This is a genomic window from Salipiger sp. ABF4_146 (assembly GCF_056161345.1).
Genome location: NZ_JBSWYX010000011.1, coordinates 133,882 through 158,010 on the forward strand (window position 1 = coordinate 133,882; position 24,129 = coordinate 158,010).

Consider the following 24,129-nt stretch of genomic DNA (forward strand, 5'->3'; position numbering starts at 1 on the left):
CGCCCTCAGAAGACCAGCAGGCCGAGCCAGTTCGCGAACTGCTCGGCAAACTCGCGCAGCATCATCGGCGCGGCCATCACCAGCACCAGAAGCCCCGACATGATCAGCACCGAACTGGCCACGAAGAACACCGGAAGCGTCGGCATCATCCGCGCCGTAAGCCCCATGGCAAGATTGAGCAGCAACCCCATGACAAAGAACGGGGCGGCAACCGACAGGCCCATGTAAAAGCTCGCGCTCACCGCCTTGACCATCTGCTGCGCCAGATCGCCCGTCAGGATCTGGCCGGGCGGGAACACGTCGTAGCTCATCACCATGGCGCCAATGATCAGGTGGTGCAGATCGGTGGCGAAGATCACCGCCACCGCCGCCATCATCAGCGCCGAAGAGATGAGGTTCGCGCCCTCGAATGATCCGAGGCTGGGCGAAAAAGCGTTGGCCAGCCCCGAGATCATGCCGATCTGATAGCCCGCGAACTGCAGGCCGGTCAGCAGGATGCGCGCCGTCACGCCGATCCACACCCCCAGCGTCAGTTCAATCGCCATGGTGCCGAGGAACGCGGCGGGATTGTCGAAATCCACCGGCCCCAATGGCGTCAGCGGATATAGCGCCAGCGACAGCACCAGCGCCATGGCCAGCCGGTGGCGGGCCGGAAACAGCGCCTCGCCGAAGCCGGGCACGAACATGACGATGCCGCCGATGCGTGCAAAGACCAGCGCCACGCCAAGGAATTCGGCGGTGAGGAGCGCCGAGAGGTTCATCTACTTGCCGATGGTAGCGACGGTGCGCAGCGCCGCCTTGCGGTGGATCTCATTGTGCGACAGCACGGTGGTCATCGGGCTGACCCGCTCGAGCATCGAGCGCACGAAGCTGCGCACCTCGGGGCTGACCAGCAGCGCCGGCCACTCGTCGCGCTCGGCGAACTGCTGGATCTCGCGCCGGGCCTGCAGCACGAAATCCTGCACCCGCTGCGGCGACATGACGAAGTTGCGCTCGTCGCCGCTGACCCGCAGCGCCTCGAGGAATTCCTTCTCCCAGGCAGGGCCCATGGTGATCACCGAGATAAAGCCCGAGCCATCCATCATCGACTTGCAGATCTGATTGGCGAGGCGGCGGCGCACCTGCTCGATGATCTGTGTGACGTTCGACGTGCTGCGCTTGGCATCAGCGATTGCCTCGATGATCAGCGGCAGGTTGCGCACCGAAACCCGCTCCGCCAGCAGCCCCTGCAGCACCTGCTGGATCAGCACCATCGGCGCATTGCCCGGGATGTCCTTGGCCAGCTTCTGATACTCGCGGTCGAGCCCCTCGATCAGCTCTTGCGTCGCGCCATAGGTCATCAGCTCGGGCAGGTGCTCTTTCACCACTTCCGTCAGATGGGTGATCATCACGCTTTCCGGGTCGACCACGGTCAGCCCCATGGCCTCGGCCTTCTTGGCCTGCTGCGGATCGACCCAGAGCGCATCCAGCCCGAAGGTCGGGTCCTTGCCCTTCTCGCCCTGCAGGCCGCATTCGCCGGGGTTCACCACCATCATGCCTGCCGGGCGCACCTCGCCGCGCGCAACCTCGACGCCCTGCACCATGATGCCATAGCTCTGCGAGGGCAGCATCGGCTCGTCCTTGATCCGCACCGTGGGCAGCACAAACCCATACTCACGCGCAAAAAGGCCGCGCAGGCTCTTGATCTTGCCCGCCAGCGCCGCGTCGGGGCTCGAGATCAGCGGCACCAGCGCCTGCCCCAGATCGAGCCGCAGACTGTCGAGCTTCAGCGTCTCCTTGATGTTGTCCTCTGCGGGCGCCGCCTCGGCCTTCTGGCGCGCCACTTCTTCGCGCGCCTTTTCCTGCACCGCCTCTTCGGCGTGCCGCTGCACCAGCACACCAAGGCCGATCATCAAACCGGCCAGCGCAGTGAATACCACCGCCGGAAAGCCCGGCAGCAGGCCGATGCCAAAGAGCAGCGCCGAGGCCATGAACAGCGCCTTGGGAAACTTCGACAGCTGACCCAGCACCGCCTCGTTCGCCGCGCCCTCGGTGCCGCCCTTGGTGACGATCAGGCCCGCCGCCAGCGACACCACCAGCGCCGGCACCTGCGTCACCAGCCCGTCACCAATGGTCAGCACGGTGTAGAAATTCGCCGCTTCCGACAGCGACAGCCCGTGCTGCGCTACGCCGATCAGGATGCCGCCGATGACGTTGATGATGGTGATGATGATCCCCGCCACCGCGTCGCCACGGACAAACTTCGAGGCACCGTCCATCGCGCCGAAGAACCCGCTCTCGTCCTCCAATTCCTTGCGGCGGTTGCGCGCCTGCTCCTCGTCGATCAGCCCGGCGCCGAGATCGGCATCGATCGCCATCTGCTTGCCGGGCATGGAGTCCAGCGAGAAGCGGGCCGTCACCTCGGCGATCCGAGTCGAGCCTTTGGTGATCACCACGAAGTTGATCACTACGAGAATGGCAAAGACCACGATGCCGATGATGAAGTTGCCGCCGACGATGAAGCGCGAGAACCCCTCGATCACCCCGCCCGCCGCGCTGGGGCCGGTGTGACCTTCGGACAGGATCAGCCGGGTGGAGGCGACGTTCAGCGACAGCCGCAGCATGGTCACCACCAGCAGCAGCGTCGGGAAGGAGTTGAACTCCAGCGGTTTCGGGATCCACAGCGCGACCATCAGGATCAGCACCGAGACCGACAGCGACACCGCCAGCCCGAAGTCGAGAATGATCGGCGGCAGCGGCACGAAAAGCACCGCCAGCATCAGCGTCACACCGATGGCGAAGGCCACGTCGCGGTTGGCCATGCTCTTGCCCAGCAGGTTGCTGCGTTTCTGCGCGGCGGTGAAGGGATCGGTCAGGGCCATCAGAACATCTTTCGGAAGGCGGGAAGCACGGGCTGCATCACCTCGCGCCCGAACAGGCTGCGCGCGCCCTCGTCGGCGGCGCCAGAGCGGGTGGTGATCGACGAGGTCCAGAAATGCCCCGCGGGCAAGGGCTCGGCCGTGGCAACGGCAACCGGCGCCGCCCCCGCGCTGCCATCCGCAGCCGCCAGCGTGCGGAAGATCTCCAGCCGCTCGTTGGCGATCTCGACGTTCTGGCGCAGCCGCGAAAGGTAGACGTCCTTATGCTCGGGCGTCGCCGAATGGTAACGGCCCGCCGCCTCGATCCAATCACCGGTCTGCTGGTAGAGCGAGACCAGCAGACGCGCGGCGTAATCGACGTTGCGCGCCGGATCGAAGCCGTGTTCCAGCGAAGCAAAGGCGTCGGGATGCCAACGCAGGTTCACCTGCATGCAGCCCACGTCAATCGAGGTGACCCCATCGCCGCGCCGCGCCCGCGTCCAGCTGGCAGCGGTCTCGGGCCGTTCGAAATAGCGCCCGTCCCCCGCGGCGTTCGCGGTCCAAGGCCAGATCGTCAACTCGCCCTGATGCATCATGCCCGCCTCCTGCAGGCCGATGCCCAAAAGCAGGTTGCCGGGGATCTGGTGGCGCAGCTGCGCACGCAGGATCTCGCGGATGCACACGCCCGCCGGATCACCAACCGCCTCCCCCGCGCCGCGCCCCGCCGGAGCCGGCGTGGCGGCGGCGCGCTCGGAAGGGCGATAGAAATCGCTCCAATCGGCACGCGCGCCCGGCGCCACCAGCAGCAGCACCAGACCGGCGGCCAGCAAGGCATCGACGAGCCGCATCACAGCCCCCCGCTGACGATCAGGTCGAACACCGTGTCCGACAGCCGTTTGACCATGGCGTACATGAAGGGGGTCAGCACCAGCAGCGCCAGAAAGATCGACACGATCTTCGGCACGAAAGTCAGCGTCATTTCCTGAATCTGCGTCAGCGCCTGAAAGAAGGCGATGGCCAGACCGACCGTGAGCGCGATCGCCATGATCGGGCCGGACGCGTAGAGCACGGTCAGGAACGCTTCCGACAGGATCGTGTGCGTGTCGCTTTCTGTCACCGCGCCCCCCTACCGGATCAGACCGGCATACGCATGATTTCCTGATACGCCTCGACCAGCTTGTCGCGCACCGAGACGGCGACCTTCACCGTCGATTCCAGCTCCAGCGTGGCCAGCACCACCTGCTGCGTATCGGCACCGCCGCGCATCCCGGTCTGCGCCGTGGCCTCGGCCTCGCGCATGGTCTGCACGGTCTCGGCGCCGGCCTTGGCGACCATATCGGAAAAGCTTGGCCCCTTGTCCTGCTCGGGAGCGATCGGAGGGGTCTTTTCCGCCAGCATATCGCGCGAGGCCCGGTAGGCCCCGCTGGCAGAGTTCAGCGAAAGGAGCGACGTGGGTTCCGCCATTCTTGCTAGTCCTATTTCAGCAGATCGAGAAGCTGGGTGCGCATGGTGCGCCCGGTCTCAAACATGTTGAGGTTGGCCTGATAGCTGCGCGACGCTTCGCGCATGTTGGCCAGCTCAAGAATTGTCTTCACGTTCGCCACCTTCACAAAGCCATCGTCGTTGGCCGACGGGTGCGCAGGATCGTAACGCAGTTCAAAATCGGTATCGTCGCGGGTCACATCAGAGACGCTCACCATGGAAGCGCCGCTTTCGCGGTCGACCATCTCTTCGAAGGAGATGACCTTGCGGCGGTAAGGATCGCCGCCCGGCTCGTTCGAGGTCGAACTGGCGTTGGCCACATTCTCCGACACGACCTTCAGCCGCTCGCCCTGCGCGCGCATGCCGCTGGCGGCGACGTTTAGAATGGATTTCAGCGGATCCATGACAGTCCCTCTCAGCGAATGCCCGTGACCGCTATGGTCAGCAGGCTGTTGCCCTTGCGATACAGTTCGGCGGCAAGCCGGTAGCTGCCCGCCACCTCGGCGGCCTTGATGGTCTGCTGCTCGACCGACACCGTGTTGCCGTCGAGGCTGGCCTCCCACGCGGTCTCGTCGCGCTCGATCCGAACGCCGTCGGGCGCGGTTGTCGTATTGTTGATGTGCTGCGCGTCGGTCGTCGCCAGCCCGTTGAAACTCCGCTGTCCTTCCAGCGCCTCGGCGAAATCATTGACTTCACGCGCTTTGTAGTTGGGCGTGTCGGCGTTCGCGATGTTTTCGGAAATCACGGTTTGCCGCGCCCCGAGCCACGTCATGCGGTCCGAAGCGAGCTGGAAAAAGGACATTCCACCAAGTTTCATGAAGAGTTCCCTTTTGGTTGAAACAAGGATAGCATGAATAAAACAAACTGATCAATGGATAGTAGCCATGCACACGGCGTTTTCCGAGCTATCAAGTCTTACGCGGACCATTGAAAGGTCAAGCATTTCCGGGCAGGTGACCTCTGCGCTGGGACTCGTCCTGACCGTGTCGGGGCTCGAACGCGCCGTTGGCATCGGGGCGCATTGCCTCGTGCAGGGCCGCGAGGGCCCGGTGCTGGCCGAGGTTGTGGGCATCGACGAACGCGGCACGCGCCTGCTGCCCTTCGGCAGCTGGGACGGGGTGCGCACCGGCGATCCGGTGCAAGTCTCACACAGCGCCGCCGAAATCCGCCCCGATGACGCATGGATCGGCCGCGTGGTGAACGCGCTCGGCCAGCCCCTCGACGGCAAGGGCCGCCTGCCCGAAGGCGATGCCCCGCGCAAAATCCGCGCCGCGCCGCCCCCGGCTTTCGAGCGCCGCCGCGTTGGCGCCCGGCTCAACACCAAGGTCAAGGTCATGGACGTCTTCACCCCGCTCTGCCGCGGCCAGCGAATGGGGGTGTTCGCCGGATCGGGCGTGGGCAAATCGACGATGATGGCGATGCTGGCACGCGGCGCGCAGGCCGATGTGATCGTCGTCGGCCTCGTCGGAGAGCGCGGGCGCGAGGTGCAGGACTTCTTGCAGGAGGATCTGGGCGAGGAAGGCATGGCGCGCTCGGTGGTCGTGGTCTCCACCGGCGACGAGCCGCCGCTGATGCGCCGTCAGGCCGCCTGGACCGCCACCGCCGTGGCCGAGCACTTCCGCGATCAGGGCAAGCAGGTGCTGCTGCTGCTCGACAGCGTGACCCGCTTCGCTATGGCGCAGCGCGAGATCGGCCTCGCCGGGGGCGAGCCGCCGACCTCCAAGGGCTACCCGCCCACCACCTTCGCCGAACTGCCCCGGATGATGGAACGCGCCGGCCCCGGGTCGGGCGCAGGCGGAGACATCACCGCGCTTTACACCGTGCTGGTCGATGGCGGCGACATGGAAGACCCGATCGCCGATGCGGTGCGCGGCATCATGGACGGGCACATCGTGCTCGACCGCAAGATCGCCGAACAGGGCCGCTTCCCGGCGGTGAACCTGCTGCGCTCGATCTCGCGGATGCTGCCCGATTGCCACAACGAGGACGAATACGCGATCTACCGCACCGCCCGCCGCGCCGCCGCGCGCTATGCCGATATGGAAGAACTGATCCGCATCGGCGCCTATCGCCACGGCAGCGACGAGGAGGTCGACACCGCGATCGCCCTCGCCGAGCCGCTGGACGCGCTGCTCAGCCAGCGCAAGCACGAGGCGATGGAAAGCTCCGAGACCTTCGCCCGCCTGCACGGGGCGCTCAGCGACGCAGGGATCGTGGTCGGCTGAGGCCGCTCAGCGCCTGCCCCTGGGGCTAGGTGGGCGCGAGGTGGGCGGCGTAAAGCCCCCGCCCACCCGTCACGAAAGTTGGCTTGGCCTCAGGCCTCGATCTCGCGCACGGTGATCTCATAGGCAAAGCTCGACGGGTCCAGCTCGTCCTGCTCCACGCCGTCGATCTCGGCCTGCGGGTACATCAGGAAGCCGACGCTGTCGCGCTCCGAGCCGGGCAGCACAACGTCATGCGCGAAGTTGTAGCCGACCCAGTTGCCTTCCCACGCGCCGAACAGCCCCGCACGCACCGCGCGCACCTTGGGGTCGTCCAATGCGAGGTCCTTCGGCGGCTCTTCCAGCATCACCTTGCGCACATCCGCCGGATCGACCGGAACCCAGCCGTAGTCCGACAGGAACACCTCGGCGCGGCAGTGCTGCGCCTTGCTGACGTTTTCCGATCCGGCACCAAGGCTCTTGTAGCCGAAGTTCGAGGGCGCCACGCGCAGACCGTAGACATCGCGGGCCGGCAGGCCCGCGGCGCGCGCCAGCCCGACGTAAAGCGCGTTGAGGTCGGCGCATTTGCCCGTCAGGTCGCCCACTTCCAGCATCGAGGCCACATCGCCGATGCCGCAGCCACGGGTCTCGGGGTTGCGCTCGGTGCTCTCGACCACCCACTCGTAGATCGCCCGCGCCTTCTGCAGATCGCCGGTCATGTTCTCGGTGATCATGTCCGAGGTCGCCTTGACGATGCCATCGGTGGGGATGAGCCGCGTCGGCGCGGTGTAGAGCGCGCGCTCGGCGTCCGACAGGCGCGCCCCCTGCCCCGGCGCGCCCAGATCAATGGCACGGTCGCGGGTCTCGACCTCGGCGGTGACCTCCAGCTTGGCGTCCTCCTGCCCCGACGACCACACCGCGTGCACATATTGCGCGCCGCTCTCTGCATCGGTCTTCAGTTCGGCACTGTCGGCGTTGCCCGAGAACGCCGGCGCTTCGGCGCGCATCCAGTCTTCTTCATTGACCGACGGCACGGGAATCCACGCCTGCACCGGCTTGCCGTCCGCCGGGATATCCACCTGCGTGGTCAGCGCGAAGCGGCGCCAGTCGGCGGGCTTGGGCGAGAAGGCGGCAAAGGCGCCGCGCGGCAGAAGCGCCGAAAGGGTAAGCGCAGCGCCTGCGCCGATGAACTGTCTACGATCCGGTTGCATGGTAAGCCTCATTGTCGATTCCGCGTCCGCCCCCCGTTTGGCCACCGCAGATACAGCCAGCCCCCCAAGTTCTCAAGAACCATCGCCCCGCCATCGCGCCAAAGTCGATGCCGCCGCCCGGTATCGCGGCACATTCCCCCGCCCGTGCCGCGGCCGCGATCGCCCGCCGCCCCACGAAGATTTTTGCCAACGCACAGTTCTCCCCACGTCATTCTCGGTTTATCTGGGGCGCATGGATGTCGTTCTTGTCACCGCGGTCATCGCGTCGCTCTTTCTCGTCATCGCCGCGGCCGAGCCGCTGGCGGCCCGCCTCCGCCTGCCCTACAGCGCCATCCTCGCGCTTCTGGGCACGCTCATCGGCGGTGCGGCGATTTTCTTTCTGCGCACCGATCTCACCGATGCGCTCAATCCCGTGGCTGCGGCGATCATAAATTTCCCGATAAGATCCAACGTCTTCCTATATGTTTTCCTGCCCACGCTGCTGTTTCAGGCGACCTTGGGCATGAACCTGCGAAGGATGCTCGACGACTGGGTGCCGATCCTCGTGCTGGCCATCGTCGCGGTGGTCGCCGCCACCGTCTTTGTCGGCTTCGCGCTGTCGTGGACAAGCTCTCTGCCGCTCGCCGCCTGCTTCCTCGTCGGCGCAATCGTCTCCACCACCGACCCCTCGGCGGTGGTCAGCATCTTCCGCTCGATCGCCGCGCCACGCCGGCTGGTGCGGATCATCGAAGGCGAAAGCCTGCTCAACGACGCCGCCGCCATCGCGCTGTTCAGCCTCTTCATGGGCTTCGTGATGGAGGGCGTGCCCGACCCCACGCTCGCCGGCGCGCTGGCGCAATTCCCCATGCTGCTGGGCGGCGGCGCGCTCGCCGGCTGGCTGGTGGCGCAGGGCGCAATCGGCGCCATGGCGCTACTCGCGCGCTATGAAAAGGCGCAGCTGTCAGTCTCCATCGCCCTGCCCTATCTCGCCTATATCGGCGCCGAGCAGGTGTTCGGCGCCTCCGGCGTCATCGCCGTGGTCACCGCCGGCATCACCCTCAACCTCGTCGGCCCGGGCAAGATCCCCCCCACCGCATGGGCCAATCTCAACGACGTGTGGGACATCCTCTCGCATTGGGCCGGCGCGCTCATCTTCATCCTCGCCGCATTGCTGATCCCGCGGCTGCTCGAAGACGTGCACTTCGGCGACTTCCTCCTGATCCTCGTGGTCACCGCCGCCGCCATGGCGGCGCGTGGCGCGATCCTCTCGGGGCTGCTGCCGATCCTGCGCATGCTGCGCCTCTCGCCACGGATCGAACGCCCCTACCGCGTCGCCATCCTCTGGGGCGGGCTGCGCGGCGCGCTCACCCTCGCGCTGGCGCTCGCCGTCACCGAAAGCTTCCGTGTGCCGATCGAGGTGAAACGCATCGTCGGCATCCTCGCCACCGGCTTCACCCTCTGGACGCTGCTGGTGCAGGGCACCACCCTCACATGGGTGATCAAGAAGCTCGGGCTTGACCGGCTCGGCCCGCTCGATCAGGCGCTGAGCAATCAGGTCGTCGCCGTGGCGCTGCAAACCGTGCGCGAGCAGGTCTCCACCACCACAGACACTTACGGGCTCGACCGCGAGATCGTCCGCTCCGAGGCCAAACGCTTCGGCCAACGTCTCGACACAGCGGTAAAAACCGCCGAGGAAGGCGACGAGATCCAAGACCGCGACCGCGTCACGCTGGGCCTCATCGCACTGGCCGGGGCCGAGCGCGACGCCACCACCGCCGGCATCCGAGAGCGCACCATCTCGCTGCGTCTCGCGCAAAAGGCGCTGTCCGATTGTGACCGGCTGATCGAAGGCGCGCGCAGCGAGGGCCGCACCGGCTACCAGCGCGCCGCCAAGGCCAATGTGCGCTATGGCACCACCTTCCGCGCCGCCCTCTTCGCACACAACCGGCTACACCTGTCACGCCCCCTCGCCCGGATGACCGCCGACCGCTTTGACCTGCTGCTGTCGAAGCGGCAGATCCTGCGCGACCTCGAAGGTTTCATCGACGGTCGCATCCGCCGCATCCACGGCCGCCGCGTCGCCGAACTGCTGCGCGAGGTTCTCACCCGCCGCCGCGAGGCCACCGAACGCGCGCTCGAGGGCCTGCGCCTGCAATACCCCGGCTATGCCGAGGAACTGGAACGCCGCTTCATCCGCCGCACCGCGCTCCGGCTTGAAGAGGGCGAATACGATACGATGCACGAAGACGGGCTGATCGGCGACGAGCTTTACACCGCGCTCACGCAGGACCTCTCGCGCCGCCGCGCCAAGGCCGACGAACGCCCGCCGCTCGACCTGTCGGTGCAGCGCACAGAACTTGTCCGCCGCTTCCCGCTCTTTGCCGATCTCGAGGAAAAGGAGATCCGTCCGCTCGCCCGAGGCCTGCGCACCCGTTACGTCGCCCCCGGCGATCTCATCACCCGCCGCGACAGCGCCGTGCGCAGCGTCTACTTCATCGCCTCGGGCGCGGTCGAACAGCGGGTCGCCGGGCACACCTACCGGCTGGGCCGCGGCGACATGTGCGGCCAGCTGGCGCTGCTGATGCCGCGCCGCCGCCGCTCGGAACTGGTGGCGATCACCCCCTCGACCCTGCTTGAACTGGACGAGACCCGCTTCAAGCGCCTGCTCAAACGCAGCGCCCGGCTGCGCGAGGCGGTGCGCGAAAGCGGCGCCAAGCGCGGCATCGACCTCAGCACCATCTTGGGCGAAACGCCCGAGGATGGATCAGTCGAAGGCCCCTCCAAGAAACCGGGCCGCGCCAAGAAAAACGCGCGCCCGGCGGGGGCAGACAACGGCCTGCCCGACGATGCACCCGCCACCACACAGACAGAGCCGAGCGCCGAGCAACAGACACCGCCGAAGAACGATGCAGGCAGCAAGGGCTGAGATCGCGCCGCAAAGCCCGAGATTTCCCGCCGCGCCCGCCGATCCCACGCCGCGCGCCCCTATAGGTCGGCGCGTGTACCTACCTATGCCGGAATTTTGACATATATTTCAGGGACTAAGAGGCCACTCTCAAAGCCCCTCGAAGAACCGCAGCAGGTATCCATCAGGGTCGGCAACAACAAACTGCCGGTTGCCGCTCTTCGCGTCGTCAATCCGGTACCACCTGTCCTCCACGGGCAGGAACAACGGGTGGCCATGGCGCTCCAGCGCGTCAAGCAGCGGCGCCACCGCCGCGACCCTGATCTGCACGTTCACCCCACGACCGAACGGATACCCCTCCGGCAGATGCGCCCCGCCAAACGTCCGCCCCGCGCCGATCTGATCGATCATCACCTCGGCCTCACCGAGCCGCAGATAGCAAAAGCCCTCTTCGGGACGCGCGTAGAGACATTCGAAACCAAGCACGTCGCAATAAAACGCCCGCGATCGCTGCCAGTCCGAGACGGCAAATTCCGGCACCACGGCATTGCCCAAAGCTCTCTCCCTCGGCCCCGCGCCCTATTTGCCCGGCGCCTCCAGCAGCCGCTCCAGCTCGAACATCGCCGCTTCCATCAACTCGCGTCCGACGCGCTTGCCGCCAACGCGGATGTACCAGCCCTGCCCGTCCTCGCCGAGTTGCAGCGTCAGACCAGACGACAGCGCCTTGGCGGGCGCCGCGCGTGCGGCCTTCTTCGGGCGTCCGCCGCGGGCCGGGTCGACCTTGCGCTCGACCCCGTCCAAAGCCGCCGCGATCTGCTCGGCCTCTTCCGCCGGGGTCTCGGGCACCCTCTCGGCCAACGCGTCGCGCAGCCGCAGTTCGGCACCGTCCCGCAGCGCGGCGGCAATGCGCAGACCGTCCTTTTCCTTGATCAGATCGGGGAACGTCAGCATGTCGCCCAGTTCTTCGAAGATCAGCGCGAACGAACGGATCTTCGAGCGCTTCGCCTTCGAGGCCAGCGGGAAAAGCGCGTTCACCGCCTCCTCGGCGTTGACGAAGGCCCCCTGCTGCGCGGCGATCACCGCGATCCGCCCGCGCTCGTAGTGGCTGAGATTGGCGCGGATCTCGTTTTCTTCGATCATCGCCGCGAAGGTGCCGCCCATCGCCTCGGGATCGCGGATCACCGCCTTGATCTTCGCGTAGCGCGAATCCTTTGTCAGCGCGTAAAGGTCGCGCACAGCCTTCAGGCGCCGGTACCCCGACAACAGCCCGTAGCCGAAGCCCTGCGAGTCCTCCGGCGTGGCAAAGACCTCGATCGGCAGCCGCAGCCCGCCCTTGGCGATAGAGGCCTTGAGTTCCTCCATCTCCTCGGCGTCGATCACCACCCGGTCGCGCACCAGCGCGTCGGCGTTGATGTCGTCCACCGCCAGCTCGAGCATGATCAGCCCGCGCCCCTCGGCGTCGCGCATCCGTTCGGCATCGGCCCGGTCCTTGGCATCCTCCGCCCGGCGCTCGGCGGGCCGGGGGTCATGCAGCGTAGCTGCCTCCGCCGCCACCTGCGCGATGGGCGCCGACAGCGGGCCCCGCCCGACGGTTTCGCGGCGAAACTCTTCCTCGTAGCGGTTCAGGTCCTCCGCCGAGGGGGCTTCCAGCTTGCGTCTCTTGGCCATCAGATTGCCTCCCGTTCAGCTTCTTCCATCTGCACGTCGCGCCACCATGTGCCGAGGATCACCTCTTTCACCTCGGCCCATGTCCGGTCGAAGGTCTCGCGCCCGCGCACGTAGGTGTCGCGGTTGAAGTCGCGATAATCGGTCTCGTAGATCCCAGAGACCTGCTCGCCCGCCTGCCCGACCATCGCCGTCAGCTCTTGGCGATAGGTGGTCATGAAGTCGCCGAAATAGGCTTGGATCACATTCGCCAGATCGGTCTGCTGCGCCGCGTCAAAGCGGGTGACCAGCGCCCGCACCGCGTCCCATTCGAACCGCATCTCGGGCAGGCCGCCCTGCCGCCGCACCCGGTTCTCGCCCTCTTCGATCGAGGCGAAGGTGGAATAGATCATGTCAAAGAACCGCCCCGTCGAGTCGAACTCGAGGAAGGACGCCCCCAGCGGCACCAGCAGAATGTCGGCGGCCGAGAGCGCGTTGATCGTCAGATAGCCAAGCGCGGGCGGCGTATCGAGCAGGATGATGTCGTACTCGTCCAGCATGCCCCCGTCCTGCAAAGCGTTGGTCAGCGCGTCCCACAGCGGCCAGCTGAGCATCTGCATGCGCCAGACCGGAACTTGGAACTCGGCCCAGTAGAGGTTCAACTGCGCGCCGATGAGATCGATGTTGGGCCAGTGGGTTTTCTGCACGAGGTTTCGTGGCGAAACCTCTAACGCGGCGGTCAGTGTCTCATCAAAGGGGAAAGGTGTCTGCCCGCTCGCTTCGCGCACCGCGTTTTCCTGCTGCAAGTGCTGCGCGTAATCACGCGCCAGCATCGGGAAGACGGTCTGCCATTCGTCCTCGACCTGGCCGCCCATGATCGAGGTCATCGAGCCTTGGCTGTCGAGGTCGATCACCAGCACCTTGTAGCCGTCGAGCGCGGCGGACATCGCCAGATGTGCGCAGGTGGAGGTCTTGCCGACGCCGCCCTTGAAGTTCGCGACCGAGACGACCTTGGCCGGCTGGCCCTCGGGGCGCCATGCGCGGTACTCGCGATCCTTGGCACCTTCCTCGGCGAAGTGGTCGCGCAGGCGCAGCACCTCTTCGAGGGTGAACCACTTCGAGCCGCCCTCGCCTTCGCCCTGTGGCAAATCGGGATTCTGGCGCAGCACGCGGCGCAGATGCGCGGCGTTCACCGGGATCAGGTAGCGGCAGACTTCCCACGTGGAGAAGCGCCGCAGACGCTTTGCGCCGTCGGGGGCATAGCCGCGCCGGGCAAGATCGTCGCGCCCACGCATGGCAAAGGCGGCGGCCTTCGCAAAGCGGGCTGTATCGATCGGCTCGGACAGCTTGGCAGCTGCCTCTGCGGGGTCGATATTGAAATAAGGGGGAAGATCAGCCTTCGGGGAACTGCCCGGTTTATGTGCCATGTCGCCTCACCACGTTCGCTGTTTGCCGCGATATCCACGAAACTATGGCACATGGGTGGGCCGAAGTTAACCAGCTTGAGACCCTAAGCCCTCTAAATATGGATCATTCTGCCACATCACCACCAGATGTTTGAGTGTATTTGGATCTTCTTTTGAATCTTTGGGTTCGAGAAATATAGTTATATCAATTAATTAGATGGCAAAGGGTACCTGCATCCGGGCTTTCGGGCATCCGATTCCGGGATCGTAGGCACCCGTTTTCGGGATAAGAGGCCCCGATTCTCGGGTTCCCGAGTCCCAGAGCCTTATTCAGTGTCGATTTTGCCCAGCTTAGGGTCTTTTCGCCACGAATCGGAGTCCTGCCGCCCTGCCTTGGATCCGGCGGATCCCGCAAATGGATACCTTTCCAAGCCGCGCGAAATCCATGGGTACCCGTTTCCGGGAATGCCTTGAGGTGCCAGAGACCCACTTGCCCGCGGATACCTTTTAACCGATCATGACGCCCAACCGGACCACGGCGACTCGCCTTCAGGAGCCCGGAGCCTTGAGGATCGACACTGGGGCCCATGCGCCCGGAAAGCGAGAGCAGAATGGACGACATTCCCCGCGAGCGGCTGAGCGGCCCCCTGCGCCGCGGCGCGGTCAAGAAGCACGTGGCGGCGATCCACGTTTCGGGCAAGCTGACGCTGCTGCAGCGCAAGCTTTCGAATGTGCTGCTGCTTAATGCCTATGACACGCTGACCTCGCAGAGCCGCCACCAGATCGACGCGCGGACTCTGTGCCTGATGATTGGCTACAACTCGAACGACATGGAGACGCTGAAACAGTCTCTACGTGGGCTGGCCGAGACGGTGGCCGAGTGGGACATGCTCGACGAGAGGGGCCAGCAGGAATGGGGTGTCAGCTCGCTGCTCAGCTACGCCAAGCTGAAGGGTGGCGTCTGCGAATATGCCTATTCGCCGGCACTGGCCGAGAAGCTGCACGATCCGAAGGTGTTCGCGCTGATCAATCTCAACATCCAGCGCCGCTTCACCTCGGGCCACGCGCTGGCGCTTTACGAGAACTGCTATCGCTTCGTGCGCACCGGCTCCACCGGTTGGTGGTCGCTCGATTTGTTCCGGCGTCTGATGGGCGTGGCCGACAGTCCCTATTATGAGGTCTACAAGCAGCTGAACGCCAAGATCATCAAACCGGCGGTGGCCGAGGTGAACAAGACCTCGAACATTATGCTCACCCCGGAGACGCGCAAGATGGGCCGGACGGTGACGGAGATCCGTTTCCTGATTTCGGAGAACCCGCAACTGGCGATCCTCGATCTCGACGACGGCGAGGGGCTGCGCAATTCGGACCTTTATGCGCAGCTGCGCGAACTGGGGGTCTCGGACCGGCTGGCGCGGCAGTGGCTGGGCGAGCACGGCGAGAAATACGTGGCCGAGAAGCTGAACTTCGTCACCGGGCGCGAGGGGGTGAAAAATGCGGTCGGCTATCTGACCAAGGCGCTGCGCGAGGATTACGGCGCGGCGGAGGTTTCGCGGCGAAACCCTGCGAAACCGTCAACGCTGCGGGCGCGGCGGCTGGAGCGGATACGCGATCTGGCGGCGAGCCGGAAGCCGACGCAACGCGATGCCGACAAGCTGCTGTTCATGGGGCGGCTGTCGGGCGCGGCGCGGGATGATTTCGAGCGGCATGGCTGGATGTCGGCGCTGAACGCCGAGGCGATCGTGGCGTTCTGGGAAGAGCTGTCGCCGGGGGCCTTCGAGGATATCGAGGCGGAGGAGGGCTGACCGTTCGGGTCAGCCCTGCGTGAGCTTGGCCGCAGATCAGCGCGCGCCGTGGGCGAGCTTGGACGCTTCGGGGCGGCGGCGCAGGATCAACATCGCCGCTGTGCCGATCACCGGCCCGGGCAGCAGGAAAAGGAACGCCCATTGCCAGCCGCCGATGGCGGCGGCAAAGAGTGGTAGCAGCCAGATGGCCAGCACCGTCAGGCCGAAGCCGAGGCCCATCTGCAGCGCCAGCGCGGTGCCGACGAACTGCGGCTCGGCCAGTTCGGTGACGGCGGCAGAGAACTGTGCGCTGTCGCCAATCACGCTGATCCCCCAGACCAGCGCGAGTAGGGCCAGCAGCATTGGCGGGCCGTCGAAGGCAAAGCCGATCAGCGCCGCGCAGCCGCCCGAGACCAGCATCATCCCGGCGCAGGTCAGGCAGCGCCCGATCCGGTCCGACAGCCAGCCGCCGAGCAGACAGCCAATGACGCCGCTGGCGACCACGGTGAAACTGAGCATGGAGGCGGTGCCGAAGGGGAAGGGCGCAAGCCCGCCCGATTGCGCGGCGGCGGCGAAGGCGAGGAACCACGCCCACATGGCGTAAAGCTCCCACATGTGGCCGAAGTAGCCGAGGTTCGCCAGAAGCAGCGGGCGATTGGTGAACACCGCAAGTGACTGGCGTGGATCGAAGGTGGCGCGGCCAAAGGCATGCGGCCCCTCGCGTAAGGTGCCCGCGAACAGGATGGCGGCGGCCAGCGCCGCGGCGGAGGTGCCCCAGACCACGCTGCGCCAGTTGATGCCCTCGGTGAGCGCGCGGATCAGGTGCGGCATGGACGAGCCGAGGGTCAGCGCCCCGATCAGGAACCCAAGCGCAAGGCCGCGGCCGCGCACGAACCACGTCGCCATGAGCTTTAGGGCCGGGGGGTAGACCCCGGCCAGCGCGATGCCCGTGACGAAGCGCGCGGCGATGGCGCCGCCGGGGCCGGCGGCGAGCAGCGCCAGATTGGCCAGCGCGGCAATCAGCGCGGCGGCGGTCATCAGGCGCTTCATCGGCAGGATGTCGGGCAGGTTGACGAGGCTCGCGCCGACGGCGCCGACCACGAAGCCCAGTTGCACGGCATTGGTGAGCCACGCGGCCTGCGCGGGGGTGAGGCGCCATTCGGTGATCAGTTCGGGCACGATGGCGGTGGCCGAGAACCACGTGGTCAGCACGCCGACGACGCCCAGGCAGATCACCGCGAGCATCGGCCAGCGGCCTGATGCCGCAGGAGGTGGGGCAGGGGGAACGGGGCGCATGCGGCAAGCCTTCTGTGCGGGGTCTTTGGCGCTGCACTGTGCCGGAGGCCGGGTGGGGGCGCAATCCGGGGCGGGCCGCTTGCGCAGGGGCGCCGCAGGGCAGGGGGCGCTGCCCCCTCTTGGCCTGTGGCCAATTCACCCCCGGCGTATTTTTGAAGAGAAGAAGTTGGGAGGCAAGCGCTGTGCCGGGGCGCGCCGGGCGCCGAGTTGAGGTGTTGTGTGGCAAAGAAAAAGCCCCGGAAGTAAAGGCTTCCGGGGCTTTGCCGGGTTTGCGCGACGCGGTGTTATGCGTTCCAGGCGCGGTCGCCGTTGGCGTCCTTGACGCGGGTGGGCAGGCCGATGTCGTCGAGGATGGTGAAGAACGGCTTGGGGTCGAGTTCCTCGACGTTCTTCATGGTCTTCGCGTCCCATTCGCCCGAGGCGATCAGCATCGCGGCGGCCACCGGGGGCACGCCGGCGGTGTAGGAGATGCCCTGGCTGCCGACCTCGTTGTAGGCTTCCTTGTGGTCGGCGACGTTGTAGACGAACATCTCGACCTCTTCGCCGTCTTTCACGCCCTTCACGAAATCACCGATGCAGGTCTTGCCGGTGTACTCGGGCGCCAGCGAGGAGGGGTCGGGCAGCACCGCCTTGACCACCTTGAGCGGCACCACTTCGAGTCCCTCGGCGGTTTTCACCGGCTGTTCGGACAGCAGGCCGAGCGATTGCAGCACCGTGAAGACGTTGATGTAATGCTCGCCGAAGCCCATCCAGAAGCGCACGTCGGCCTGCGGGTAGTTGGCCGAGAGCGAATGCACCTCGTCGTGGCCCGATTGATAGGCGCGCTGGGTGCCGACGACGGGCAGGTCCCAGTCACGGCCGCTTTCGAACATCTTCTTTTCCTTCCACTGTTGGTCTTCCCAGTAGTAGACGGTGCCGGTGAACTCGCGGAAGTTGATCTCGGGATCAAAGTTCGTGGCGAAATACTTGCCGTGCGAGCCGGCGTTGATGTCGACGATGTCGATGCTTTTGACCTCGTCCATCTGGTCGATGGCGAAGCGGGCGAAGGCGTTGACGACGCCCGGATCGAAGCCGGCGCCGAGGATGGCGGTCACGCCCTTTTGTGCGCAGAGGTCGCGCTTTTTCCACTCGTAGTTGGCGTACCACGGCGGGGTCTCGCAAATCTTGTCGGGCTCTTCGTGGATCGCGGTGTCGATATAGGCGGCGCCGGTCTCGATGCAGGCGTCGAGCACGTACATGTTGACGAAGGCGGAGCCCACGTTGATCACGATCTGCGCGCCGGTCTTGCGGATGAGATCGGCCACGGCGGCCGTGTCCATCGCATCGACCTGATGAGCTTCCAGAACGCCCTCGGTTTTCATGGCGCTCTTTTCGCGCACCGACTCAAGGATCGCCTCACATTTCGAAAGCGTCCGGCTGGCGATGTGGATCGCGCCAAGCACATCGTTGTTCTGAGCGCATTTATGCGCCACGACCTGAGCGACGCCACCTGCGCCGATGATGAGAACGTCTTTTTTCAACTCAAAGGACCTCCGTTTTGTCCGTCTTTTCCACGCCGCGCTCAGGAGAGCGCATCGCGGAAGTCGTCATAAGTGAAGCCGCGCACCAGCCGCTCGCTGCCGTCGAGCTCGCGGATGGCGATGGCGGGCATCTGCACACCGTTGAACCAGTTCTTCTTGACCATCGTGTAACCCGCGGCGTCCTCTATCGAGAGCCGGTCGCCGGCTTTCAGCGCTTCGGGGAAGTTGAACTCGCCGAAGATATCGCCCGCGAGGCAGGATTTACCACAGATCATCCACGGCTGATCGCCGCTTTCGGTCATCTTGGCGCTCTCGCGGTAGATCAGCAGATCGAGCATATGCGCCTCGATCGAGCTGTCGACGATCGCGAGGTTCTTGCCGTTGAAGAGCGTGTCGAGCACGGTGACCTCCAGCGTGGTCGAATTGGTGATCGCGGCCTCTCCGGGTTCAAGATAGACCTGAACCTCGTTTTCGCCAGCAAAACGCTTGAGACGCTCGGCGAGACGGTCGAGCGGGTAGCCCTCGCCGGTGAAATGGATGCCGCCGCCGAGGCTGATCCATTTCATCTGGCGGATCAGGTGGCCGAAGCGCTGCTCGATGGAGCCGAGCATATTGTCGAAACGCTCGAAATCGTCGTTCTCGCAGTTGTTGTGGAACATGAAGCCGCTGATCTGCTCGAGCACCGGCTCGATGTCTTTGGGGTCATGCTCGCCGAGGCGCGAGAAGGGGCGGGCGGGATCGGCCAGATCAAAGCCCGAGGTCGATACGCCGGGATTGACGCGCAGGCCGCGGGTGTGGCCGCGGCTGACCTCTTCGAAACGCTGCAGCTGCGCGGCGGTGTTGAAGATCACCTTGTCGGAGCTGGCCAGCACCTCGTCGATCTCGTGGTCGGCCCATGCCACGGAATACGCATGGGTCTCTCCGGGGAATTTTTCCCGGCCCAGCTTCACTTCGAAAAGCGAGGAGGAGGTGGTGCCGTCCATATACTCGCTCATCATGTCAAAGACCGACCACGTGGCGAAGCATTTCAGCGCCAGCAGCGCCTTGGCGCCCGAGGCCTCGCGCAGATGCGCGATCTTTTCCATGTTGGGCAGCAGCCGCGACTTGTCGATCAGGTAATAGGGCGTCTGCATCTGGTCACCTCCGGACAGGACAACAGGTGGAAGAAACGGCGGGAACCCGTCCCACTATAGTGCAAATTTGCCAAGAACAATGCCCCGCGGGATGTGGCAGGGGAATGACGGGCGGCGCTTGATGGGGCGCAACCCTCCTTGCAGGGCTTTGCGTGTTGCTTGGACGCTGGCCCGTGGCAGGGCGGCGGGCGTAAAAAAGGGCAGCCCGAAGGCCGCCCTTAGTTGGTCGAAATGTCCCTGTCGGACCACGCAGGCTCAGGCGGCCGATTTCAGCTTCTTTGCCTGCGGTGTCACGAAGGCGCCGTGCAGCGCTGCGATGACCGGGTCGAGGTCGCCGCGTTCAAGGATGTACTGCACGTCGACATTGCGCGGGCCCTGGGTTGCGCCGAGCGACTCGTAGCCGGCTTCGGCAATGGCCTGCAGGCCGCGCGTCAGCACCGACAAACCGCTCAGGTCGCGGCCAATGACCGACGCCATGGCCAGCGTGCGCGAGCTGATCTTCGCCTGCGGATAGAGCTCCGCCAGATCCTTTTCCACCCGGCGCATCGTCTTTAGCGAGCTGTCCAAATAGTGGGTGATCGTATTGGCGTTCGACACTTTCGACACGATGCGCACATCGTGACGGGTCAGCACGTCGAGGATCGCGGCGTCATAGCCTTTGACCCCGACCATGTCCTGTTCGAACAGCTCCAGCGCGACGATGTCGAGGCCGGTGACGATCTCGACCGCGGATTCTTCGGCCGGCTGGTCGTCGATCAGCGTGCCCGGATCGCCCGGTTCAAACGCGTTGGTGACGCGCAGCGGCACCTGCGCCTGACGCAGCGTCTTGGCGGCCTTGGGGTGGATTGCCTCCATGCCCATGTTCGACAGCTGGTCGGCCACGTCGTAGTTGGTGCGGCCCAGCTTGCGGACGTTTTCCGCGCCCACCAGCTTGGGGTCGGCCGAGCTGAGGTGGAACTCCTTGTGGATGATCGCCTCGCGCGCCGACGTCAGAGCCGCCAGCTTCGAGAAGGTCACCTCGGAATAGCCACGGTCGAACTCGCGCATCAGGCCTTCGGTGCATTGCGCATAGCCGGTGACGATGGGCATCTCGGTCATCGGATCGACACCCTCGAGCGCGCCATTGATGCGCTCTTCGAGCGTGTAGTGTCCGTCATCACGCCAGCCCGAAAGGTCGACGTTGCGTGCGTTCACACCGGCGCGCTGCAGCATCAGCACGGTGACATAGGCCGAATGCGCCTCGCCGAGACCCGACAAAAGTTCGCGGATCTGCAGCATATGCTCGGAGAGCTGGAAGTGCCCGTAAGAGCAGAGGCGCTGCAGGTCGATCAGGCAGTTGCGCGCGCCCTCGATGCGATTGCGCACAAAGTCGGTCGCCTGTTCGACGTCGCCGGGATGGTCGAGCACCGCCTCGTGGGCCTCGATCATCGCCTTCGACACCTCGGTCAGCGCGTCGTGCCAGCCGTGGCCGGTGTCGGAGTTGGCGAACTGCCCGTAGACGCCGGGTTGTCCCGACTTCTTGTGTTCGAGCAGCAGGTCGGTGATGCCGCCGAAGGCGGAGACCACGAAGATGCGACCGTAGAGATCTTCGCCCTCGCGGCCGCCGATCAGCAGCGTGTCGCGCAGTTCGTTCAGGCGGGACATACTCGTCCCGCCGATTTTCTCAACGGTATGGGTCATGGCTTACGCCGTCTCCTCGGCCGGTGCGTAGGACCCGTCCTCGCGGTGCACCTCGGTGCCGGTCACGGGCGGGTTGAAGCAGCAGGCCATGTGCAGTTCTTCCTCGGCCCGCAGGATGTGCTTGTCGTGCAGGTTGAGGGCGTACATCACGCCGGGCTTGATCTCGTGCGTCTCGCCGGTGGCGAGGTCGGTGATCGAGCCCTTGCCCTTCATGCAGTACACGCTTTCGAAATGGTGCTTGTAGTGGAACGTGTGCTCCGAGCCCGCTTCGAGGATGGTGATGTGGAACGAGAAGCCCATGCCGTCGCCGGCAAGGAGCATCCGGGTGGATGTCCATTGCGCGTCGGCGATGTGCTTGTCGGTTTTCTTCAGTTCGTTGAAATCGCGTACAATCATATTGTTACTCCGCGGCAATCTTGTGGTTGTTCAGGCAGGCGGCGGTGGCGTCGCGCAGGATCTCAAAGCCCTTGCGGAAGGTCTCTTCCGACGTGGTCAGCGGCGCGAGTACCTTGACGACTTCGTCGTTGGCACCCGAGGTCTCGATGATGAGACCGCGCTTGAAGGCTTCGGCGCAGATGTCACCGGCCAGGTCGCCCGAACCGACATCGACGCCCCGCATCAGGCCGCGACCTTTGAGGTACGCGCCGGGGATCATGTCGGCGATGGTGTTCAGTTCGTCTTCGATCAGCTTCGCCTTGGTGCCCAGTTCCGCCTGGAACTTGCCGTCGGCCCAGAACTTCTCGAGCGCCACGCGGGCGGTCACGAAGGCATGGGTGTTGCCCCGGAACGTGCCGTTGTGCTCGGCCGGTTTCCAGACGTCCAGCTCGGGCTTCAGCAGCAGAGCGGCGAACGGCAGGCCGAAGCCCGAAAGCGATTTCGCCATCGGAATGAGGTCCGGCTCGATGCCCATCTCCTCGAACGAGAAGAAGGTGCCGGTGCGGCCGATGCCGGCCTGAATGTCGTCGGCGATGAGCAGCGCGCCATGCTTCTTGGCAAGGCGGGCGATGCCGCGCAGCCATTCGGCGGAAGCGGCGTTGAGGCCACCCTCGCCCTGCACCGGCTCCACGAGGAAGGCGGCGGGCGCGTCGAGGCCGGACGAGCCGTTCTCGAGCATCATCTCGATCTGCTTCAGCGTGTCGACATCGGGGCCGAATGCGCCTTCGTAGGGCAGGTGGGTCACGCCCTGCAGCGGCATGCCGCCGCCTGCGCGCTTGCCGGAGTTACCGGTCGCGGCGAGCGAGCCCATGGTCATGCCATGGAAGCCGTTGGTGAACGCCACGATGTTGTGGCGGCCAGTGACCTTGCGGGCCAGCTTCATCGCCGCTTCGACAGCGTTGGTGCCGGTCGGGCCGACCATCATCACCTTGTGGTCCATGCCACGCGGCTCAAGGATCAGGCGCTCGAAAGTCTCGAGGAAGGCTTCCTTGTTCTCGGTGTGCATGTCGAGACCGTGCGCAATGCCGTCGTTCATGATGTGCTCGACGAGAGCAGCTTTCATGTCGGCATCGTTGTGGCCGTAGTTCAGCGAGGAACAGCCAGCCAGGAAGTCGATGTAGGTCTTGCCATCGGCGTCGGTCAGTTCCGAGCCCTTGGCAGAGGTGAAGCTCACCGGGAAGGAGCGGCAGTAGGAGCGTGCTTCGGATTCGCGGCGAGCGTAAATAGTCGGGCCGTTAGACGTGTCTTTCGGCATATCAGAAGTCCTTTCTAGGAACTTTGAAAAGATAAGGATGTAGCGATGTAAGGGGGTGCGATCAGGCCGCGGCGCGCAGCGCCTCTTCCTCTTCGGGCAGCTCGATCGTGACCATGTGTTCGGTCGCGTGCATGCCATCGAAGTGCTCGTCGCGCGTGTAGTGCGGCTCGTCCGTGAGCTCACCGCCGATCGAGCGGGCGAAGCTGCGGAACAGCCCCCACGACGCATCGTTGTCGCGGGTGATCGTCGTCTTCATTTCATTTGCGCCCGCGCATTCCTCGCGTTCCAGAAGATGCGCCAGCATCTTGCGGCCGAGGCCAAGGCCGCGAGCCTTGGGGCTCACAGCGACCTGCCAGACGAAGAAGGCTTCTTGGTTCGGGATCATGTGACCCGAGATCCAGCCCACCGGCTCGCCGTCGAGTTCGGCCAGCACGCAGGTATCGCGGAAGTGCTCTGCCTGAACGAGATTGCAGTACATCGAATTCTCGTCCAGCGGCTTGCACGCGCGCACGAGTTCCCAGATCGCAGCCCCGTCCGTTGCTTCAGGCTTACGCAGCACAGGAGTGTGCGTTTCAGGCTGTGTCATGTCTTTCGGCATTGATCAGGGTCCTCTGGTTCGTTCGGCTATCTAACTAATCGAAGCGCTCTAAAGTTTCAACCGCTGAAGCATTTTTTACGCTCATAGCGGCTTTTGAGGCCATTTTGGCGCTGGAATGCTAAGTTTTTATGAAGCAAATCCCCTTAGTCTTTCGAATGACCCTGACAAGTGCTTCGCAGATTGAAGCTTCGGCAGAAAGCTGCCAAAAGATTTCCATGTCCGATCCAGTTCCCGACCGCACCGATCAAAGCCTGATCGCTCTGCGCCGAATCCTTCGTGCGACCGAGCTGTACGAGCGCAAGCTCGCGCAGGCGGCCGGGTTGACGCCTGCGCAGCTGCGGGTGCTGCAGATCCTTGCCAAGAAGGATCATGGCGCGGCGACGCCCAAGGCGCTGGCCACACAGATGGGGGTGAGTCAGGCGACGGTGACGGCGCTGGTCGACAAGTTGGTCGCGCGCGGCATGGTTGGGCGCGAGCGGTCGCTGAAGGACCGCCGCCAGACCGATGTGGTGATTTCGCAACAGGGGCGCGAGGCGGTGAGTCAGTCGCCCAATGCGCTGCAGCAGCGATTCGTCAAAAGCTTTGAGGGGCTGCAGGACTGGGAACAGGCGCAGCTGGTGGCCTCGCTCGAGCGGGTCGCGGCGATGCTGGACGCGCATGAGATCGACGCCTCGCCTGTGCTGACCATCCGCGACATCCGTCAGGAAGGCCACTAGGCACGGCGCCTCGACTATTGGCGAGTGAGTGGGGAACCAGCCTTCGG

Annotated in this window: 22 protein-coding genes; 4 read left to right on the top strand and 18 right to left on the bottom strand. The window is 65.1% G+C overall.

Going from position 1 to position 24,129, the window contains the following annotated elements:
• Positions 1-5: 5 nt before the first annotated feature.
• The 7 genes from ACXAJT_RS16940 to flgB are packed head-to-tail and all read right to left on the bottom strand — an operon-like array spanning position 6 to position 5,136.
• Positions 6-761, bottom strand: a complete 756-nt coding sequence (locus ACXAJT_RS16940) for a flagellar biosynthetic protein FliR (protein WP_475237139.1) — start codon at positions 759-761, stop codon at positions 6-8.
• Positions 762-2,861: a flagellar biosynthesis protein FlhA gene (flhA, locus tag ACXAJT_RS16945; protein WP_475237140.1), complete on the bottom strand. Its 2,100-nt coding sequence runs from the start codon at positions 2,859-2,861 to the stop codon at positions 762-764.
• A complete protein-coding gene (locus ACXAJT_RS16950) occupies positions 2,861-3,685 on the bottom strand; it encodes a lytic transglycosylase domain-containing protein (protein ID WP_475237143.1) in 825 nt (274 codons plus the stop codon). Before ACXAJT_RS16950 ends, flhA begins: the two co-directional genes overlap by 1 nt.
• Positions 3,685-3,954 carry a flagellar biosynthetic protein FliQ gene (locus tag ACXAJT_RS16955; protein WP_475237144.1) on the bottom strand — a complete coding sequence of 90 codons (270 nt, stop codon included), beginning with the start codon at positions 3,952-3,954 and terminating at the stop codon, positions 3,685-3,687. The genes ACXAJT_RS16950 and ACXAJT_RS16955 overlap by 1 nt, the downstream gene beginning before the upstream one ends.
• A 17-nt stretch (positions 3,955-3,971) precedes the next feature.
• Positions 3,972-4,301 (bottom strand): flagellar hook-basal body complex protein FliE, encoded by a 330-nt coding sequence (gene fliE, locus ACXAJT_RS16960; RefSeq protein ID WP_475237147.1) that lies wholly within the window; start codon positions 4,299-4,301, stop codon positions 3,972-3,974.
• Between the two features lie 11 nt (positions 4,302-4,312).
• Entirely contained in the window at positions 4,313-4,723 is a 411-nt protein-coding gene (flgC, locus tag ACXAJT_RS16965) for a flagellar basal body rod protein FlgC (protein WP_475237148.1), read from the bottom strand.
• A gap of 11 nt (positions 4,724-4,734) precedes the next feature.
• Positions 4,735-5,136 carry a flagellar basal body rod protein FlgB gene (flgB, locus tag ACXAJT_RS16970; RefSeq protein WP_475237151.1) on the bottom strand — a complete coding sequence of 134 codons (402 nt, stop codon included), beginning with the start codon at positions 5,134-5,136 and terminating at the stop codon, positions 4,735-4,737.
• Between the two features lie 67 nt (positions 5,137-5,203).
• Between flgB and fliI the strand changes: the two genes are divergently transcribed.
• Complete coding sequence (gene fliI / locus ACXAJT_RS16975; protein WP_475237152.1) at positions 5,204-6,544, top strand: flagellar protein export ATPase FliI; 1,341 nt, start codon at positions 5,204-5,206, stop codon at positions 6,542-6,544.
• Positions 6,545-6,633: 89 nt separating this feature from the next.
• On the opposite strand, the gene ACXAJT_RS16980 is transcribed toward fliI, so the two are convergent.
• A complete protein-coding gene (locus tag ACXAJT_RS16980) occupies positions 6,634-7,731 on the bottom strand; it encodes a transglutaminase-like domain-containing protein (protein ID WP_475237153.1) in 1,098 nt (365 codons plus the stop codon).
• A 232-nt stretch (positions 7,732-7,963) separates the two neighbouring features.
• On the opposite strand from ACXAJT_RS16980, the gene ACXAJT_RS16985 reads away from it, so the two are divergent.
• The gene (locus ACXAJT_RS16985; RefSeq protein ID WP_475237154.1) at positions 7,964-10,636 is read left to right on the top strand and encodes a cation:proton antiporter; all 2,673 of its coding nucleotides are present in this window, start codon (positions 7,964-7,966) and stop codon (positions 10,634-10,636) included.
• A gap of 129 nt (positions 10,637-10,765) precedes the next feature.
• Here ACXAJT_RS16985 and ACXAJT_RS16990 read toward each other — a convergent pair whose 3' ends face one another.
• Genes ACXAJT_RS16990 through ACXAJT_RS17000 form a run of 3 tightly spaced genes read right to left on the bottom strand, consistent with a single transcriptional unit; the run spans position 10,766 to position 13,686 of the window.
• Positions 10,766-11,170, bottom strand: a complete 405-nt coding sequence (locus tag ACXAJT_RS16990; protein WP_475237155.1) for a bleomycin resistance protein — start codon at positions 11,168-11,170, stop codon at positions 10,766-10,768.
• A gap of 24 nt (positions 11,171-11,194) precedes the next feature.
• Positions 11,195-12,283: a ParB/RepB/Spo0J family partition protein gene (locus ACXAJT_RS16995; RefSeq protein ID WP_475237156.1), complete on the bottom strand. Its 1,089-nt coding sequence runs from the start codon at positions 12,281-12,283 to the stop codon at positions 11,195-11,197.
• Positions 12,283-13,686 (bottom strand): AAA family ATPase, encoded by a 1,404-nt coding sequence (locus tag ACXAJT_RS17000; RefSeq protein WP_475237157.1) that lies wholly within the window; start codon positions 13,684-13,686, stop codon positions 12,283-12,285. The genes ACXAJT_RS16995 and ACXAJT_RS17000 overlap by 1 nt, the downstream gene beginning before the upstream one ends.
• Positions 13,687-14,276: 590 nt before the next feature.
• Here ACXAJT_RS17000 and ACXAJT_RS17005 point away from each other — a divergent pair.
• Entirely contained in the window at positions 14,277-15,470 is a 1,194-nt protein-coding gene (locus tag ACXAJT_RS17005) for a replication initiation protein (RefSeq protein WP_475237158.1), read from the top strand.
• Between the two features lie 36 nt (positions 15,471-15,506).
• Here ACXAJT_RS17005 and ACXAJT_RS17010 read toward each other — a convergent pair whose 3' ends face one another.
• The 7 genes from ACXAJT_RS17010 to ectA all read right to left on the bottom strand — a co-directional run bounded on the left by ACXAJT_RS17010 (position 15,507) and on the right by ectA (position 23,366).
• Complete coding sequence (locus tag ACXAJT_RS17010; RefSeq protein ID WP_475237161.1) at positions 15,507-16,745, bottom strand: MFS transporter; 1,239 nt, start codon at positions 16,743-16,745, stop codon at positions 15,507-15,509.
• Positions 16,746-17,029: 284 nt separating this feature from the next.
• The gene (locus ACXAJT_RS17015) at positions 17,030-18,265 is read right to left on the bottom strand and encodes a saccharopine dehydrogenase family protein (protein ID WP_475237162.1); all 1,236 of its coding nucleotides are present in this window, start codon (positions 18,263-18,265) and stop codon (positions 17,030-17,032) included.
• 41 nt (positions 18,266-18,306) lie between these two features.
• The gene (locus ACXAJT_RS17020; protein WP_475237163.1) at positions 18,307-19,398 is read right to left on the bottom strand and encodes a carboxynorspermidine decarboxylase; all 1,092 of its coding nucleotides are present in this window, start codon (positions 19,396-19,398) and stop codon (positions 18,307-18,309) included.
• A gap of 255 nt (positions 19,399-19,653) precedes the next feature.
• Positions 19,654-21,078, bottom strand: coding sequence for an aspartate kinase (locus ACXAJT_RS17025; RefSeq protein WP_475237165.1), 1,425 nt, complete (start codon positions 21,076-21,078; stop codon positions 19,654-19,656).
• A 3-nt stretch (positions 21,079-21,081) separates the two neighbouring features.
• A complete protein-coding gene (locus ACXAJT_RS17030) occupies positions 21,082-21,474 on the bottom strand; it encodes an ectoine synthase (protein ID WP_475237167.1) in 393 nt (130 codons plus the stop codon).
• A gap of 4 nt (positions 21,475-21,478) precedes the next feature.
• Positions 21,479-22,768 carry a diaminobutyrate--2-oxoglutarate transaminase gene (ectB, locus tag ACXAJT_RS17035; RefSeq protein ID WP_475237169.1) on the bottom strand — a complete coding sequence of 430 codons (1,290 nt, stop codon included), beginning with the start codon at positions 22,766-22,768 and terminating at the stop codon, positions 21,479-21,481.
• Between the two features lie 61 nt (positions 22,769-22,829).
• Entirely contained in the window at positions 22,830-23,366 is a 537-nt protein-coding gene (ectA, locus tag ACXAJT_RS17040; RefSeq protein ID WP_475237170.1) for a diaminobutyrate acetyltransferase, read from the bottom strand.
• 215 nt (positions 23,367-23,581) lie between these two features.
• On the opposite strand from ectA, the gene ACXAJT_RS17045 reads away from it, so the two are divergent.
• Complete coding sequence (locus tag ACXAJT_RS17045; protein WP_475237171.1) at positions 23,582-24,082, top strand: MarR family winged helix-turn-helix transcriptional regulator; 501 nt, start codon at positions 23,582-23,584, stop codon at positions 24,080-24,082.
• The last annotated feature ends 47 nt before the right edge of the window (positions 24,083-24,129 follow it).

Excerpts from the sequence above, each read along its gene's own strand:
- ACXAJT_RS16940 (WP_475237139.1), bottom strand. The coding sequence starts at position 761 with ATGAACCTCTCGGCGCTCCTCACCGCCGAATTCCTTGGCGTGGCGCTG.
- flhA (WP_475237140.1), bottom strand. The coding sequence starts at position 2,861 with ATGGCCCTGACCGATCCCTTCACCGCCGCGCAGAAACGCAGCAACCTG.
- ACXAJT_RS16950 (WP_475237143.1), bottom strand. The coding sequence starts at position 3,685 with ATGCGGCTCGTCGATGCCTTGCTGGCCGCCGGTCTGGTGCTGCTGCTG.
- fliE (WP_475237147.1), bottom strand. The coding sequence starts at position 4,301 with ATGGCGGAACCCACGTCGCTCCTTTCGCTGAACTCTGCCAGCGGGGCC.
- flgC (WP_475237148.1), bottom strand. The coding sequence starts at position 4,723 with ATGGATCCGCTGAAATCCATTCTAAACGTCGCCGCCAGCGGCATGCGC.
- flgB (WP_475237151.1), bottom strand. The coding sequence starts at position 5,136 with ATGAAACTTGGTGGAATGTCCTTTTTCCAGCTCGCTTCGGACCGCATG.
- fliI (WP_475237152.1), top strand. The coding sequence starts at position 5,204 with ATGCACACGGCGTTTTCCGAGCTATCAAGTCTTACGCGGACCATTGAA.
- ACXAJT_RS16980 (WP_475237153.1), bottom strand. The coding sequence starts at position 7,731 with ATGCAACCGGATCGTAGACAGTTCATCGGCGCAGGCGCTGCGCTTACC.
- ACXAJT_RS16985 (WP_475237154.1), top strand. The coding sequence starts at position 7,964 with ATGGATGTCGTTCTTGTCACCGCGGTCATCGCGTCGCTCTTTCTCGTC.
- ACXAJT_RS16995 (WP_475237156.1), bottom strand. The coding sequence starts at position 12,283 with ATGGCCAAGAGACGCAAGCTGGAAGCCCCCTCGGCGGAGGACCTGAAC.
- ACXAJT_RS17000 (WP_475237157.1), bottom strand. The coding sequence starts at position 13,686 with ATGGCACATAAACCGGGCAGTTCCCCGAAGGCTGATCTTCCCCCTTAT.
- ACXAJT_RS17005 (WP_475237158.1), top strand. The coding sequence starts at position 14,277 with ATGGACGACATTCCCCGCGAGCGGCTGAGCGGCCCCCTGCGCCGCGGC.
- ACXAJT_RS17010 (WP_475237161.1), bottom strand. The coding sequence starts at position 16,745 with ATGCGCCCCGTTCCCCCTGCCCCACCTCCTGCGGCATCAGGCCGCTGG.
- ACXAJT_RS17020 (WP_475237163.1), bottom strand. The coding sequence starts at position 19,398 with ATGCAGACGCCCTATTACCTGATCGACAAGTCGCGGCTGCTGCCCAAC.
- ACXAJT_RS17025 (WP_475237165.1), bottom strand. The coding sequence starts at position 21,078 with ATGACCCATACCGTTGAGAAAATCGGCGGGACGAGTATGTCCCGCCTG.
- ACXAJT_RS17030 (WP_475237167.1), bottom strand. The coding sequence starts at position 21,474 with ATGATTGTACGCGATTTCAACGAACTGAAGAAAACCGACAAGCACATC.
- ectB (WP_475237169.1), bottom strand. The coding sequence starts at position 22,768 with ATGCCGAAAGACACGTCTAACGGCCCGACTATTTACGCTCGCCGCGAA.
- ectA (WP_475237170.1), bottom strand. The coding sequence starts at position 23,366 with ATGCCGAAAGACATGACACAGCCTGAAACGCACACTCCTGTGCTGCGT.
- ACXAJT_RS17045 (WP_475237171.1), top strand. The coding sequence starts at position 23,582 with ATGTCCGATCCAGTTCCCGACCGCACCGATCAAAGCCTGATCGCTCTG.